This window comes from Fontisphaera persica (assembly GCF_024832785.1).
GTDB lineage: Bacteria > Verrucomicrobiota > Verrucomicrobiia > Limisphaerales > Fontisphaeraceae > Fontisphaera > Fontisphaera persica.
In genome coordinates this window covers 1,683,716-1,698,892 of sequence record NZ_CP116615.1, presented here as the reverse complement: position 1 = coordinate 1,698,892, position 15,177 = coordinate 1,683,716, and the positions used below count along the sequence as shown (strand labels likewise).

Sequence of the window (15,177 nt, the reverse complement as noted above, 5' to 3'; positions counted from 1 at the left end):
TTATGGAAGGCTGGTGGTATGAGGCGTTTCCGCAGGTGCCCTACGAGGCCAGTCCGCCGGGGGAGGGCGAGATGCTAACCGTGGTGGCCTACGATATAGCCGATGCCAAGCGCCTGGCCCGGGTGGCCCGCGTGTGCGAGGACTACGGCGTGCGGGTGCAGTACAGTGTGTTTGAGTGTCATTTGGACGAGGATGAGTTCAACGACTTCTGGCTGCGGCTGTTGGAGGAGATTAATGAAGAGGAGGACCGGCTGGTGGCGTATAAAATTGACGCGCGCTGCGCAAAAGATACGCTAACGGCGGGCACCATGCGATGCTCCGAAAGAAGCGTTTGTTATCTGGTGTGAGTCGGGGGTGCTGGCCCTTTCCGCACGTAACCAAAGCGGGGCGGCATGAGTCTTGGATACTATGCACAAGCATTATTTTAACGTGGGTTGCGCGGCCCTTTGTCTGGCGGCGTCAATGACTGTGAATGCGCAAACCCGCATTGAGGTGGAGCACCTGCCCGGGGAGGCGGCCTCGCGGCAGTTTCGTTTCGCTCAGGTGCCTCCGCCGGCGCGGAATGATGCGGCTGCCAACGGACGCTGGGAAATCGTCAGCGGCCGCGCCGACCCCAATTCCGGCGGCTTAAGCTGCCTGAATGACGGGCGGCTGCCGTCGGATGAAGATGTGCCGGCGGCCAACTTCTTTTTTGCCCAGGGCACCGATGGGGGGCGGGTGTACTTGGATTTGACGCGGGCGGTGCGGATGAAGGCCCTGCATACCTATTCCTGGCATCCGGATTGGCGCGGCCCGCAGGTGTATGATGTTTATGTCAGCGATGGGGCTTCGGCGGGCTTTCAGGCCAGGCCGGCCCGCGGCACTGACCCCACCCAGGCGGGCTGGCACCGGCTGGCGCGGGTGGATACGCGGCCGCGGCAAGGCCAGCCGGGCGGGCAATATGCGGTGCGGATTGCGGCCGTGCAGGGGGATTTGGGCACTTATCGGCATGTGTTGTTTGACTTTTTCCGGACGGAAGACCGCGATGCCTTTGGCAACACGTTTTTCAGTGAGGTGGATGTTTGGGACGCGGACGCGCCGCCGCCAGAACCGTGCCCGGTGCCCACGGGGGGGCTGCGGGAGATTGTAATTGCGGGGGGGCGTTATCGGGCGGTGGTGGATACCTCGGCTTCGCCTGAGTTTCAAGAGTGGGTGGAGGAGAAGGTGGCGCCGATGATTCAGACATGGTACCCGCGGCTGGTGGAGATGCTGCCCTCGCAGGGTTTCGAGGCGCCGGCGCGGTTTACGGTGGTTTTTGATCCGGCGATGCAAGGCGTGGCCGCCACTAGTGGCACGCGCATCCGGTGCGCCTCCGGCTGGTTCCGGCAAAATCTCAAAGGCGAGGCGCTGGGGGCATTGTTTCACGAAATGGTGCACGTGGTGCAGCAATATGGGCGCGCCCCGCGCCAGCCCGGCGCCACGCGCGCGCCAGGGTGGTTGACGGAGGGGATTACCGATTACCTGCGCTTCTTCATCTTTGAACCGGAGACCAAAGGGGCGGAAATCACCGCGCGCAATTTGCCGCGGGCACGGTACGATGGCAGCTATCGCATTACCGCCAATTTCCTGAACTGGGTCAGCGGCCGGCATGGCAAGGACTTTGTACCCAAACTTAATGCCTTCATTCGGGAGGGCCGTTACAACGAGCAGACGTGGAAGGAATTGACGGGACACAGCGTGGAAGAGCTGGGAGACATGTGGCGCAAGGACTTGGAGATGCGGCTGGGGGTTGGCGCGGGGGGCTAATGGGTTTTGGGGGGAGATTTGCCAATTTTGGGTAAAAATCTGCCAAAAAATTTTAGTCACTTTCGCTGGACGGGTGGGGGAGCGCGGCGTAACTTAAGGGCGTTATAGCCGCCACAAGAACATACGCCCGCTTGGCTCCAGCCGTAAAAGGCGCAAGGCCCGGCATTTGTGGTTTTGCGGTGTCAGGGAGGTTGCTCTCCCAGCCCGGGCGTGAAACCCCCAACCCAAGGTATCCGGCTTATGGACCTCCATCACCCTCTCCTGGCCGATTTCCCGGAAATGCGGGAAATCATCCTCAAACTGCGTAGCGAATGTGGTCAATTCCGGAAGATGTACGAAGAGTACCACCGGATAGATGACCATATCTGCCGCATTGAGGAAGACCTGGAGAGGGCGAGTTTGGAAGAGCTGGAGGAGTTGAAGATGCGCCGGGTGCAGCTCAAGGATGCCCTGTATCACGCCTGCTGGGCAAGCCGTCACCGGCCAACCAGCGTGGCCGTGGCGGCCTGAGCGCTCTGGGCACGAATTCACCCGCCAGAGGACCCGGCCCCTGAGGGCAGGGGTAGGGGAGTATTCGTCAACTTTGCTGGGGGAAAACTTTTTGAGTGGCTTGGCCCACTTGGCGAGTTGGGCGCAGCCATAGAGAAGCTTTTGGCTCATAAATCACTTGCTTTGGGAGGGAAACTGTTTAGAAGAGAGTTACACATTAACACCACACTGGATTATGCAACGACGACATTTCCTCGCAACAGCCGGATTGGCGGCTTTGGGTGCAACTTCTTCCACGGCGTGGGCGGCCGCAGCGCCACAGAAACGGGATTATTACGAGCTGCGGATGTTCATCCTGGAGACGGAAGAGCAACGCCAGCTTTTTGACGGGTACATGAAGGACGCCTTCATTCCGGCCTGCAACCGGGCGGGCGTGCAGCCGGTGGGGGTGTTTTTTCCGGAAAAACCTGACCCGAAGCTGGCCTCGGCGTATGTGCTGCTGCGCCATACCAGCGCGGAGTCTGTCTTTGGGCTGACGCAGAAGCTGCTTCGAGACCAGGAGCATTTGCAAAAGGGCGCTGCTTATTGGAATGCGCCGGCTTCCGCGCCCGCCTTCAAACGAATGGAAACCTGGTTGTTCCTGGCATTTGCGGGGATGCCGCAGATTGAGACGCCCGCCAAGGGGCCTGACCGGGTGTTTCAATTGCGCATCTATGAAAGCCCCAGCGTGAAAACCGGCCAGAAGAAAATCGAAATGTTCAACGATGCCGGTGAAATCAAGATATTCCGCGAAGTGGGCCTCAATCCGGTGTTCTTCGGGGAGGCCATCGCGGGGGCCAAGATGCCCAATTTGACCTACATGCTGGGATTTGAGAAACCGTCCGACATGGCGGAGGCATGGAAGCGTTTTGGGCCGCATCCCGAATGGCAAAAGCTGCGCAAGATGCCGGAATATGCCGACAAGGAAATCTTGTGTGGCATTACCAATATCGTGCTCAAGCCAGCGCCTTATTCGCAAATCTAGGGCGGTAGCGGGGCGCGCTGGGGCGACCCAGCCCCTGCTGGTGAGGCGTGAACTCACCTGACTGTGCTGGCCCCTGGTGCAAGCACAGGGCCGGTGAAGGACTTTGCGGAGGGGGGGTCCTCTATTGCGTCTCTCCCGTGGTGAGGCGCATAAAGACTTCTTCCAGTCCGATTTCCTGCTCGCGCAAACCGACGAGTTTGGCGCCGCCCTTGACCAGCACTTCTGCGACAAAGCTGAGGTCGGTCTGGTGGTCGGTGAGTTGCACCCTGAGTTCCTGCTCCTCGAAGGTGATTTCCTTAACCTGCGGGTGTTGGAGCAACAATTGACGCGCTTGTTCGGGGTCGCTGGTTACCTTGACCCAAACCACGCGGCTGCTGGTCAGGTGGTTGCGAACCCCTTCAATGTCCCCGCAGTAAACCAAACGGCCTTTTTCAATGATGGCCACGCGATTGCAGAGGCTTTGCAGTTCGCTCAGGATGTGCGAGGAAATGAGGATGGTTTTGCCCAGGCGTTGCAGCTCCTGGAGGATGGCCATGACTTCGATGCGCGCCCGGGGGTCCAGCCCGCTGGCTGGCTCATCCAGCAGGAGCACTTCCGGGTCGTGAATCAGCACGCGGGCCAGCCCCAGGCGTTGCTGCATGCCGCGGCTCAAGGCGCCAATCAGCGAGCCTTTCTTGTCGCTCAGCCCCACCAGCTCCAGGACGTCGTTGACGGTTTTTTCGCGTTTTCCGGCGGGAATGCGGTAACAGGCCGCAAAGAAGTCGAGGTATTCCGTGACTTCCATGTCCTTGTACACCCCGAAGAAGTCAGGCATGTACCCGATGAGATGGCGGATGGAGTCGCTTTCGGAGACGATGTCGCGTCCCAGGATTTTGGCGGTGCCGCTGGTGGGGGTCAGGAAAGTGGCCAGAATGCGGAGAGTGGTGGTTTTGCCGGCGCCGTTGGAGCCGATGAAGCCGAACAAATCGCCGCGCAGGACGGTCATGTTCAGGTCATTGACGGCAACCAGCGGGCCGAATTGGCGTGTCAGATGCAGGGTCTGGACGGCGGGAAGGGGAGGGGCTTGTGCCATAGGCAATCCAAGTTTCAATACGCAGTCATAATCATCAGGTTGCGCTGCTGTCTTTGATTAAGGGGGCGTGGCAGCGGGGGTGTCGGCCAGCGGTCGCTTGATGACCAGGCGATAAACGGTATGACCGAAGCCCCGCTTAATGGTTTTGGATGATTTGAGCAGGGATGGTTTGGGCAGGTGGTCTTCCACCGCCGCCATCACCACAATATCCCCGCGTTGGAGGCAGGGGTTGAGATTGAATTGGGGGGGGGCCAGCAACACAGTGGTGCCGTGCGAATACTTCGTTCTCATGGGAAAGGAGGCGGCGGCGGTCAAACGCACCCACTCTTCGGCGTTTTTAACCACAGGGGAATTGTCGCCATCGTCATGTGAGGTGTGAGACTGGGGGTGTATATGGTCGAGTTGGTTGGTCCTGAAAAAGGCCCATGTCATTTTATTGGTGAGCGGCAGGATGACGGTTTGGCCGGGATTGATATTAAGCACTTTATCCACGCCATTCGTGCTAAAGACCCATACGCAGGCCAAAGGTTTAGACAGATGGTTGCGAATCTGCATTTTAAGGTTGCCCTGGTCAGCCATGACGGTCGCGCTGATGGGGGTCTGGCGGACGGCTTGCAAGTATTCCTCGACATAGCGTTGGCTGGTCCAGACCGGGATGGACAAGGCGCCTTTGAAGGTATCGCCCTCCTGGGAAACTTCGGTGCGTTTTTGCGACCAGATTCCTGGTTCCGAGTGAACACGGTATTCATCGCGCAATGACGCTACGGGAGCGGAGGAAGCCACTTGATAAGTGACGTTGGCGGGTGCGTACGCCCCAATGAAGTTCCAGGCGCGAAGTTGGGCGCCGCCTTGTTCCCGGGGGTGCACGTCGGCGACGTGCACCTCATTCCATTCCATTTCGCCGGCGCGCAATTTATAGCCCACCCAATAAATCAAGGCCGAGAACATCGCGACATAAGCCGGGAAAGTAATCCAGGTGAGCATGGGCCGCTTGAGCCTGCGCAAGAGGAAATAATCCACGGGACCAATCACCACGAGGTATCCCATGAGCAGGACGACCATCCAACCCAGGGGGAGCTGGCGGATTTGCCGGCTGTCAATAATCTGCCCCATGATTCCATCTATGAAACCGTTGTGATAAATTTGAACGCTGGCGGGGTTTGCGATCTTCCCTTGGTAGAAGAAGAGGGGATTGATTTCCAAAAGTTTGGCGAAAAAGTGTCGGCGGTGAGGCCACGAACGGAAGGGTTCGGTTTCCGGCGCGAAGGTGAGCACGGTGAGCAATCCGCGACCCCGTTTGGCGGTAATCATCAGGGGACGTCCCTTGCTCTCGGCCATGACACGGCCTTCTGTGACTTCGCCGAGGACGACGCCGCCGGAAACGGTGGGGGTGGCGTCTGGCAGGGGCACTTCCTCGAAACCAGGTTGGACGGCCTGGTCATGGCCAGGTGGCAAGAAGAGACGGGGATGCGAAGCACGAATCCAGGAAGCCAAACTGTTGAGATAATCCATCTTTTCCATGCCATTGGGGGCGAAGGGCAGCAGGCGCTGCAACCAGGGAGCGCCTTGGAGATCGGACGGCGCATGCAATCCTACGATGAAATGGCCGCCCTGGTGCACCCAGGCCAACAGGGCGCGCACCTGGGCTTCCCGCAATTCCGCGGCTTTTTCCGCATGCAGGTAAAACGCGGTGAGGCCCTCCAAAGCCAGGGGATGGTCCGGAAACAATTCGGGGCTAAGCCGGGCAGTCACGGGCTGGTAACGCGATAACAAGCGATTGACTTCGGCAAAGGAGGGCATGCCGCCCACGGTCTTGGGCAGAGCGCCCATCAGCGCGTTTTCATTGGAAAGGTGAATGCGCGGGCGTATATCCCGCCGTTCTTCACGCAAAGCGCCGCTTTCATCATAGAGCAAAACATCCCATGATCCTCCATAATAGGAATCCATGAAAACGGGCACGCAGAGGCGTTTGCGGGTGCCCGTGGGCAGCTCAATGGGAACCTTGCGGAGCGTACCGCTTTTGACTCCTCCGGATTTGATGACCAGGGTGCCTTTGAAGGTGGGGCCTTCATTGAGCATCTCGAAGGTGAAAGGGGCCCAGGCGCCGACAGTGACCACGTTGTCGTAACCCAGGAAGACATCAAATTGCTTGATTGGTTTGGGAGCGCCCAGGAGGGAGGTGGCTTGCAGGAGCAGTGCCAGCAACGCCGTCAGGCAGCACCCCATGCGCCGGGAAAACCAATGTCCCACGCGGCCTTCAGCGGTGTAAAGGGCTCCTGCAGGCATGACTTGCTGCAACAGTCAAACACAACCGATGAAGGGGTGCAATCTTGTTTCTATGCGGCATCAGCAAATGACGCGCAAGCGCTGGGGAAAGACCCGAAAGACAGCAGGCAGCAGCCCCACGCGCTCACCGTCCAGTTCAAAGGGCACACGTGCATCCGGGAGCGGTTCCAGGTGAAAAACTTCAGCCTGCCAGTGCACTGCGCCGCCCAGGCTGTTCCAGTTTTCCGCCCACATGTCTTGTGCCACACGCCACAGGGTGGACCAGTTGGTTTGGGGGAACAACGTGGCATCCAACCGGCCATCCTTGAGACTGGCGTAAGGGAAAAGGGGGAAAGGTCCGCCATAACGACGGCCGTTGCCCAGGAGGGCCAGCTCGACCTCCCGGCAGTTTTCACCTGCCGTGATGCGCAAACGGGGGCGATTTTCCCGCATGGCCTGCACGCCAGCCCAAACATAGGCCAGAGGGCCCAGCCGTTTTTTCAAACGTTGATTAAGCAATTCAATGGCGCGGGCATCCAACCCTGCGCCTCCCAGTTGGAGGAATAAACGCTGCCGGTGTGCGCCGCCGTCCTGAAACTCCGCCACGCCGAGGTCCACCTGGATTTCACGGCCTTGCAGCACGATTTCCCACGCTTTTTCGAGACGAAAGGGCAGCGCCAGCTCGCGCGCGAAAACGTTGGCCGTGCCCACGGGGAGGACCCCCAGGCGGACTTGCTGGAAGGCGCCCGGCACTTCCGCCAGCCCATTGACGATTTCGTTCAAGGTGCCGTCTCCGCCGGTGGCAATCACCGTGTCAAAGCCGCCAGCCACGGCTTCTTTCGCCAGCTCCCGCGCGCCGCCGGGGCCGGGGGTGGGCATCAAACGGATGCCGCCCGCCAGCCGTCGCAAACGCTCTTGCATGCGTGGCGAACTCCCTCCCCGGGCGCGCGGATTGAAAATGATGCAGGCGTGCATGGGGAACAGTATGCCTTGAACTCCGCCCGGAAAAGCTCCTGCCAGGCCGGGCTAGAACAAGGTATAAATGAACGGCGCAATGGCAGGGCTGGAGCCTAGCACCAATAAAAGGCCAAAGCCGAGCAGGAGAATGAGCAGGGGAATCATCCAATACTTTTTGTTCTCACGCAGCATGAGCAGAAACTCGCCCAGGAGGCTGAGTTCTTTTTCTTCGCCTGCGGCTTCGAATTCCGTGCGCTTCTCCTTGTTCATGGCGGTTAAAATTGTTTGAAGTACCGGTGCGGAGGCGGGGGCGGCCCGGCGTCATGCCAGTAGGTGGCGGAGGATCGGTCAAAGTGCTTGCGGAAACTGGGTTTGAACAAGCGTCGCAACCAGCCAATGGGGGTCATGATGAGATAATACATGCCCGCCAGCATCAGGTTGCTGACCACCAGACCGAGGCAACAGGCCAGGGCGTACCAAAGCAGGTAAAAAGGACGGGCGATTTGTGGCACCAGGTAGAGCAAAAGCCCCGCGGCCGCCCCGACACCGGCCACCCACAGGGCGGTGGACAGGTGGGCGTCCCAGCGCCCCCGGGCGATCCATCCGAGCAACCCAATGACCACGGCCAGGCAAGGAAATCCGATGATCCAGCTTTTGGCAAACTGCCTGCGCTGGGCCAGGTCCGGCCGCCAGTTCACTTCGTGAAACGGGTTGACCATGGCTTCAATGTAGCGTGATTTGAGCGTTAATCCAGCTTAAACGTGTCCACGTACTTTTTACGCTCGGCGGCATCGGTGGCGGGCTGCTCGGTTTTATACAGCACGCAGTTCTCGAGGACCAGGACGTCCATGTCGGTGGCCATGAAACAGCGGTAGGCGTCCTGGGGAGTGCAGACGATTGGTTCGCCGCGAATGTTAAAACTGGTGTTGATGATGACGCCGCAGCCGGTGCGGCGTTTGAACTCGCGCATGAGGCGGTAAAAGCGTCCGTGCCGTTCTTCATCCACGGTTTGGATGCGGGCCGACATGTCCACGTGGGTGATGGCGGGCAGCGACGAGCGTTTGACGTTGACGCGCTTGCGCAAATCGGGGTCCTTCATCAAGCGTAGCTGCTCTTCGGTGAGCGTGCAGCGCAGCTCGGGGCGCACATCGGCCACCAGGAGCATGTAGGGGGATTCCCGGTCCAATTCGAAGTACTTGTCCACTTCTTCGCGCAGCACACAGGGGGCAAAGGGGCGGAAGGATTCGCGGTATTTGATGCGCAGATTCATGACGCTTTGCATCTGCTCATTGCGGGCGTCGCCGATAATGCTGCGGCTGCCCAAGGCTCGCGGGCCAAACTCCATGCGCCCGTGAAACCAGCCCACGACTTTCTGCTCCAGCATGGCGTCCACCACCTTGTTCAGCAAGGCGGGTTCGTCCGCAAAGAAGTGGTAACGCACGCCCTTGCCGTCCAGAAACTGGCGGATGGATTCGTTACTGTATTTTGGTCCCAGCAGGGAGCCATGCAAACAGTCCTTGCCGTTGGGTCGGCGTTCGTTGTCCAGCAATTGATAATGGACAAACAAGGCGGCCCCCAGGGCGCCGCCGGCATCCCCGGCGGCGGGGGTGATGAAGAGGTCGTCGAAGATGCCTGCGCGGAGCAGCTTGCCATTGGCCACGCAGTTGAGCGCCACACCGCCGGCGAGGCACAGGTGGCGGCAGCCGGTTAGTTTTTTCGCCGTGCGTGCCATGCGCAACACCGCTTCTTCGGTGACTTTTTGAATGCTGGCCGCCAAATCCATTTCCCGTTGGCGGATGGGGGACTCGGGCGCGCGCGGGGGGCCGCCAAATAATTGTGCAAACGCCTCGTTGGTCATGGTCAACCCCTGGCAGTAATTAAAATAATCCATGTTCATGGCCAGGGAGCCGTCCTCCTTCAAGTCCACCAGTTTGTCCAGGATGACATCCACGTATTTAGGCTCGCCATAAGGGGCCAGCCCCATGAGTTTGTATTCGCCGGAGTTGACCTTGAATCCAGTGAAGTAAGTGAAGGCACTGTAGAGCAGACCTAGGGAATGAGGGAAACGCAGCGTCTTGAGAAGCTGGATGCGATTGCCGCGGCCGATGCCGATGCTGGCGGTGTCCCATTCGCCAACGCCGTCCATGGTCAGAATGGCGGCTTCGTCAAACGGGGAGGGGAAGAAGCAACTGGCGGCGTGGCTTTCATGGTGGACGGTGAAGACAATGCGTTTGCGGTAACGTCCCTCGAGGGACTTGCGAATTTCCCGCGGCAGATGCAGCTTGGTTTTGAGCCAGAGGGGCATGGCCATCATGAAGGACCGCAGTCCTGCCGGGGCAAAGGCCAGGTAGGTTTCGAGCAGGCGGTCAAATTTCAGCAGTGGTTTGTCATAAAACACCACATAATCCAGGTCTTCTGGCACCAGCCCCCCTTCTTGCAGGCAATAATCAATGGCGTGTTTGGGGAAATTGAAATCATGTTTGATGCGGGTGAAGCGTTCCTCCTGCGCCGCGGCGACAATCTCACCATTCACCACCAGGGCGGCGGCACTGTCATGATAAAATGCCGAAATGCCAAGAATCTTTTTGCTCATGCAGGCTCACGCACTGTCTGTATCCAGCCCAGCGCGGGCGGATTATTCCCGGATTTTGCCATTGACTTCAATGCCGAACTGCAAGGGGGCATGGCATCCCGCCTGGGGTTCAGGTTTCCAATCGCCAGCGAGCCTGTCGCAAGACGGCCTTGTTGGAGCCGGCCATGACTTCATACCAGATGGTGAGGAGGAGACCGTCCGGCAGTTCCACGGTGCTGGGATAACCCAAGTCTGCATTGGACCCGTCGCCGGAAAGGGTCATGGGGGGAGACCATGTTTTACCGCCGTCCTCACTGAGCCGGGCCTGGTTGCCAAAGGGTGCGCGGCGGTAGCCGTAGGTCATCAGCAAGCGTCCATCCCGCAGCCGGAGCAAATGTGAGGGCAAGCCCCAGACGCCGATGGGATGCGGCACGGACCAGGTCACGCCGCCGTCCGTGGACTCGGTTTGCAGAATCTCAAAGCGATTTTGGGAGTTGTGATTGCGGATGTGGACGAGGAGACGGTTGGGGTTGACCTCAAGGCCATGTAACTCATGATATTGCTGATAATCATCGCCGGGGCGGGCTGGAATTTCCGCCAGCCATTGCCAGGACAATCCATCATCCGTGGAGCGGCATACGCCCACCCGCTGTTTGTCGGTCCACAACTTTTTTCCGGCATACAATAGCTGGCCATTGGCCAGCACAAAAGGACCGTGAGGGCTGTTGACCAAGGATGGGTAAACGGCGCTCCACGTGACACCGCCATCGGGCGAGCGAATCATCCAATGTCCCAAGAGGGCATTGCGCTGGCCGGCGGTGAGCCGCTCATGAGCGGCCCGCCAGCGATTGAGGCGCTCCTGGGGCCAGGTTCCCGTGGTCCCGGCAGCGCCCTCCAGGGCTTTGCGGAAGGCTTCGGTGTCATAAGCCAGCGAGGTGAAGGTGGTTACCAACATGGCTTTTTTGGGGGTCTCAATCACGCCGGCATCGCGGTCGTCAATGGCGGTATCCAGCAACACCTGAGGCCATCCCCAAGTTTGCCCTTGGTCTTTGGAAATCATCAATTCCACCCGCCCAAAGGGACAAACATGACCTTCTCGGCCGCCTGAATAGACCAGCCATAAATCACCATTGCTGCGCCGGGCGACGGTGGGCCAGCCATGATACAGGTCGGGTTGATGGCTGATGACACGGACTTCTAGCACGCGGGCGGTGGGGGCAGCGGCCTTGAGTTTGGTCCAGCCGGCGGCGCCCAGCAAGAGGGAGGCGGCCAGCGTGCGTTTGAGAAAGTTTCGCCGCGTAGTTTGGGCGGGGAAGTTTGGGAGCGGCGGGTTAGGGTTCATGGGGAAGGCGGGGTGATGGCGTGGCGGTTTCATGTACTGAGGGAAATAACAGGAAAATCCGTCCTCATCAATGTCCAGGTTGGGGGAGTGGGAAAACGATGGGGTGACATTTGACAGAGGCGCGGACTGTTATAAGATTAACAAAAAATCACTTGAATAAAACTTATGACTGTCCGACATGCGCTGCCTTTGAATGCCATTGAGTCCGTCCTGCATGAAGAACGGCTGTTCCCGCCCCCCAAGGAATTTTCCGCTCAGGCGCACATCAAATCGCTGGCGCAATACAAGCGCATGTATCGAGAATCCATTGAGCAGCCGGAGCGGTTTTGGGCCAAACAGGCGGAAAATGAGCTGGTGTGGTTCAAGCGGTGGAAGCGTGTGCTGCAATGGAAAGAGCCGGTGGCGCGATGGTTTGACGGCGGCCAATTAAATGTGTCGGTGAACTGTTTGGACCGGCATCTCGACACGCCCGTCGGCAACAAGGCAGCAATCATCTGGGAAGGTGAACCCGATTCGGTCAGCAAGCCGGGCGAGGAACGAGTGCTTACTTACAAGCAGCTTCACCGCGAGGTGTGCCGGTTTGCCAATGTGCTCAAGCGCAACGGGGTCAGGCGGGGGGACCGGGTGTTGATTTATCTGCCGATGGTGCCGGAGGCGGCGGTGGCCATGCTGGCCTGCGCACGCATTGGCGCCATTCATTCGGTGGTTTTTGGCGGGTTTAGCGCCCATGCGGTGGCGGACCGCGTATGCGATTGCGGGGCCAAGGTCATAGTCACCGCCGATGGGGGATACCGCCGGGGCACGATTGTGCAGCTTAAGAAGAATGTGGACGAGGCCTTGAAGATGACCGATGAGCGGGGGCGGCGGCTGGGGCGGACCGTGGAAAAGGTCATCGTGTTACGGCGGGCCTACAATGAAATCCATATTGAAGAAGGCCGCGACGTGTGGTGGCATCGCGAACTGGAGTATGTAACGGCAGATTGTCCGCCGGAAAAAATGAACAGCGAAGACCCGCTCTTTATTTTGTACACCAGCGGTTCCACCGGCAAGCCCAAGGGCATTTTTCACACCACGGCGGGCTACTTGCTGGGCGCCAAGATGACCACCAAATACGTCTTTGATTTGCGGGATACCGACGTGTTTTGGTGCACGGCGGATGTGGGATGGGTGACGGGCCACAGTTATGTGGTTTACGGGCCGCTGGCCAACGGCGCCACCACGGTCATGTATGAGGGCGCGCCGAATTGGCCAGAGCCGGACAGATTCTGGCGAATCATCGAAAAATATGATGTGACGGTGTTTTACACGGCGCCGACGGCAATCCGCGCCTTTATGAAATGGGGCGAGGAATGGCCGCGCAAACACGACCTCAGCACCTTGCGGCTGCTTGGCTCGGTGGGAGAACCCATTAATCCCGAAGCATGGATGTGGTACTACGAGGTCATTGGCGGCAAGCGTTGTCCCATCGTGGATACCTGGTGGCAGACCGAAACGGGAAGCATCATGATTACCCCCTTGCCGGGGGCCACTCCCACCAAACCGGGCAGCGCCACACTGCCGTTTTTTGGGGTGGCGCCGGAAGTGGTGGATGACCAGGGCCGTCCGGTGTCGCCCAATGTGGGGGGCAAACTGGTGATTCGCAGACCATGGCCCAGCATGTTGCGCGGCTTGTGGGGGGATATGAAACGTTACCAGGAGGTTTATTGGAAGGAAGTGCCGCACGCTTATTTTACGGGGGATGGCTGCCGCCGGGACAAGGATGGTTATTTTTGGATTGTGGGCCGCATTGATGACGTCCTGAATGTCGCCGGGCATAGGATTGGCACGGCGGAAGTGGAAAGCGCGCTGGTCAGTCATTCAGCCGTGGCGGAAGCGGCGGTTGTGGGGCGTCCGGATGACCTCAAGGGGCAGGCGCTGGTGGCCTTTGTCACCTTGAAGAGCGGCATCAAGCCGACGCGCGACTTGCGGGAGGAACTGCGCCAGCACGTGACCAAGGAAATCGGCGCGATTGCGCGGCCGGACGAGGTGCGGTTTGCGGAGGCGTTGCCCAAAACCCGGTCGGGCAAAATCATGCGGCGTCTGCTCAAGAGCATTGCCGCTGGCACAGAAATCAATGGCGATACTACTACGCTGGAGGATTTCAGTGTGCTTACCCGGCTGAGCCAGGCGGAAGAGGATTGAGGTGGCGCAGCAGGAAATGGGGCAGGGGAGCTTTTTGTTTGGGGACTCCTCCGATTAAGACCCGGATGCGCAGGGGGCATGGCGAGCTGCCCCGTTGCAAGTGGCATTCAGCTACGGCCGCTGCAGTCAGGATTCCTTAAGTTGCACGGGGCCGGTACGGATAATCCAAGTATCGATTGGCCTCGGCATGGCGGGGAAAACGCTCAAGCTGGGCATCCCATTCCAGGAGGGCGCGGGTTTTCCACGCGATGTTGCCGATTTGGGTGGCGGAGGTGCTGCGATGGCCGGTCTCGATGTCGCACGTGGGGCGTTGGCGGTTTTTCACGCAGTCCAGGAAGTTGCGGGCATGGAAGGTGGTGTCGGCACTGTTGACCTGAGCTTTCACATTGACCGGTTCAATCATCGGCTTTTCGCCTTTGCGCCAGCCCGCGTCTTCCGTGCGGGTCAAGGGTGTGCGGGCGGGAAAGGGATTGGGGGTGATGAGGTCCGGCACGATTTCGTATCCGCGCGAGTACAGGTAAAAGGTGCCTTTAGTGCCCCTAATTTCCAGCTCGGCGTTGGGCCGCAGTGAGGCGGGGGCTGCATTGGCATTGATTTGGGTGAAGGTGATTAAAATCCCGCCGGGATATTCCCACATGACTTCCAAGGTGTCCGGGATTTCACGATTGTCTGCCAGGGCATATTTGCCACCCATGGCTGCCACTGCGAGCGGGGCGTCCACTCCCAACGCCATGTGGAAGAAGTCCATATAATGCACTCCGAAGTTGGTGAGCTGGCCGCCCGAGTAATCGAAAAACCAGCGGAAACGGTAGAACGTGCGATTTTTATTATAAGGTTTGTAGGGGGCGGGGCCCAGCCAGGCCTCCCAGTCAAACCCTGGCGGGGGGGTGGTGTCGGGCGGATGGTCTATGCCTTGAGGCCATTCGTTCTGTATGTGAAAGGCACGGCAGGCCATGATTTTTCCAAGCACGCCACTGCGGATAAGCTCAGCCGCTTCACGGCAGAAAGGCACGGACCGCCGGTGAATACCCACCTGGCAGACGCGGTTGTGCTTGCGGACCGCTTCCACCATGCGGCGGCCTTCCGCCACGCAAAGGGACAAGGGTTTTTCCACATAAACATCCTTGCCGGCTTCACACGCATGAATGGTTTGCAAAGCATGCCAGTGGTCTGGCGTGCTGATGACCACGGCATCCAACTCTTTTATTTCCAGAAGTTTGCGATAATCCTTGAACTGCCGTGGATTACCGCCCGCCTTGGCGGCGGCGAAGTCGAGGTAGGGCTGGTGGAGGTCACACACGGCCACGACCTGGGCGTCGGGCTGGGCGAGAAAAGCGTCGAGCACCTGGTCGCCGCGGTTACCCAGGCCAATGAAGCCAAGACGGATTTTTTCGTTGGCGCCGAGCACATTCAAGGAACTGGCGGCCATCGCGGCACCGGCGGCAGCGACGGTTTTGGTGAAGGAACGACGCGTCAATTTTGGCATAATC

Annotated in this window: 13 protein-coding genes; 5 read left to right on the top strand and 8 right to left on the bottom strand. The window is 59.2% G+C overall.

All coding sequences use genetic code 11. The features are described 5' to 3' along the window. Positions 1–2 precede the first annotated feature (2 nt). The 4 genes from cas2 (at position 3) to NXS98_RS05920 (ending at position 3,298) form a co-directional block, all read left to right on the top strand. Positions 3–347 (top strand): CRISPR-associated endonuclease Cas2, encoded by a 345-nt coding sequence (cas2, locus tag NXS98_RS05935; protein ID WP_283847554.1) that lies wholly within the window; start codon positions 3–5, stop codon positions 345–347. A 121-nt stretch (positions 348–468) separates the two neighbouring features. Further along, complete coding sequence (locus NXS98_RS05930; RefSeq protein ID WP_283847553.1) at positions 469–1,785, top strand: basic secretory protein-like protein; 1,317 nt, start codon at positions 469–471, stop codon at positions 1,783–1,785. A 240-nt stretch (positions 1,786–2,025) separates the two neighbouring features. Continuing rightward, positions 2,026–2,295, top strand: coding sequence for an HP1242/YdcH family protein (locus NXS98_RS05925; protein ID WP_283847552.1), 270 nt, complete (start codon positions 2,026–2,028; stop codon positions 2,293–2,295). A gap of 214 nt (positions 2,296–2,509) precedes the next feature. Continuing rightward, positions 2,510–3,298 (top strand): NIPSNAP family protein, encoded by a 789-nt coding sequence (locus tag NXS98_RS05920; protein ID WP_283847551.1) that lies wholly within the window; start codon positions 2,510–2,512, stop codon positions 3,296–3,298. Positions 3,299–3,419: 121 nt separating this feature from the next. Here NXS98_RS05920 and NXS98_RS05915 read toward each other — a convergent pair whose 3' ends face one another. The 7 genes from NXS98_RS05915 to NXS98_RS05885 form a co-directional block, all read right to left on the bottom strand. Then, the gene (locus NXS98_RS05915) at positions 3,420–4,370 is read right to left on the bottom strand and encodes an ABC transporter ATP-binding protein (protein WP_283847550.1); all 951 of its coding nucleotides are present in this window, start codon (positions 4,368–4,370) and stop codon (positions 3,420–3,422) included. Positions 4,371–4,427: 57 nt separating this feature from the next. Beyond that, positions 4,428–6,656: a DUF8726 domain-containing protein gene (locus tag NXS98_RS05910; protein WP_283847549.1), complete on the bottom strand. Its 2,229-nt coding sequence runs from the start codon at positions 6,654–6,656 to the stop codon at positions 4,428–4,430. 60 nt (positions 6,657–6,716) lie between these two features. Next, positions 6,717–7,610, bottom strand: a complete 894-nt coding sequence (locus NXS98_RS05905) for a diacylglycerol/lipid kinase family protein (protein ID WP_283847548.1) — start codon at positions 7,608–7,610, stop codon at positions 6,717–6,719. Between the two features lie 51 nt (positions 7,611–7,661). Further along, positions 7,662–7,862, bottom strand: a complete 201-nt coding sequence (locus NXS98_RS05900; RefSeq protein ID WP_283847547.1) for a DUF5989 family protein — start codon at positions 7,860–7,862, stop codon at positions 7,662–7,664. A gap of 5 nt (positions 7,863–7,867) precedes the next feature. Continuing rightward, on the bottom strand, positions 7,868–8,311 hold the full coding sequence (locus NXS98_RS05895; protein WP_283847546.1) for a hypothetical protein: 444 nt from the start codon (positions 8,309–8,311) through the stop codon (positions 7,868–7,870). Positions 8,312–8,337: 26 nt separating this feature from the next. After that, a complete protein-coding gene (locus NXS98_RS05890; RefSeq protein WP_283847545.1) occupies positions 8,338–10,185 on the bottom strand; it encodes a carbamoyltransferase family protein in 1,848 nt (615 codons plus the stop codon). Positions 10,186–10,294: 109 nt separating this feature from the next. After that, on the bottom strand, positions 10,295–11,539 hold the full coding sequence (locus NXS98_RS05885; RefSeq protein WP_283847544.1) for a sialidase family protein: 1,245 nt from the start codon (positions 11,537–11,539) through the stop codon (positions 10,295–10,297). Positions 11,540–11,695: 156 nt separating this feature from the next. Here NXS98_RS05885 and acs point away from each other — a divergent pair, with 156 nt between their 5' ends. Further along, entirely contained in the window at positions 11,696–13,687 is a 1,992-nt protein-coding gene (acs, locus tag NXS98_RS05880) for an acetate--CoA ligase (RefSeq protein ID WP_283848133.1), read from the top strand. Between the two features lie 136 nt (positions 13,688–13,823). Here the strand turns inward: acs and NXS98_RS05875 are convergent, their stop codons facing one another. After that, the gene (locus NXS98_RS05875; protein WP_283847543.1) at positions 13,824–15,173 is read right to left on the bottom strand and encodes a Gfo/Idh/MocA family protein; all 1,350 of its coding nucleotides are present in this window, start codon (positions 15,171–15,173) and stop codon (positions 13,824–13,826) included. Positions 15,174–15,177: the final 4 nt, after the last annotated feature.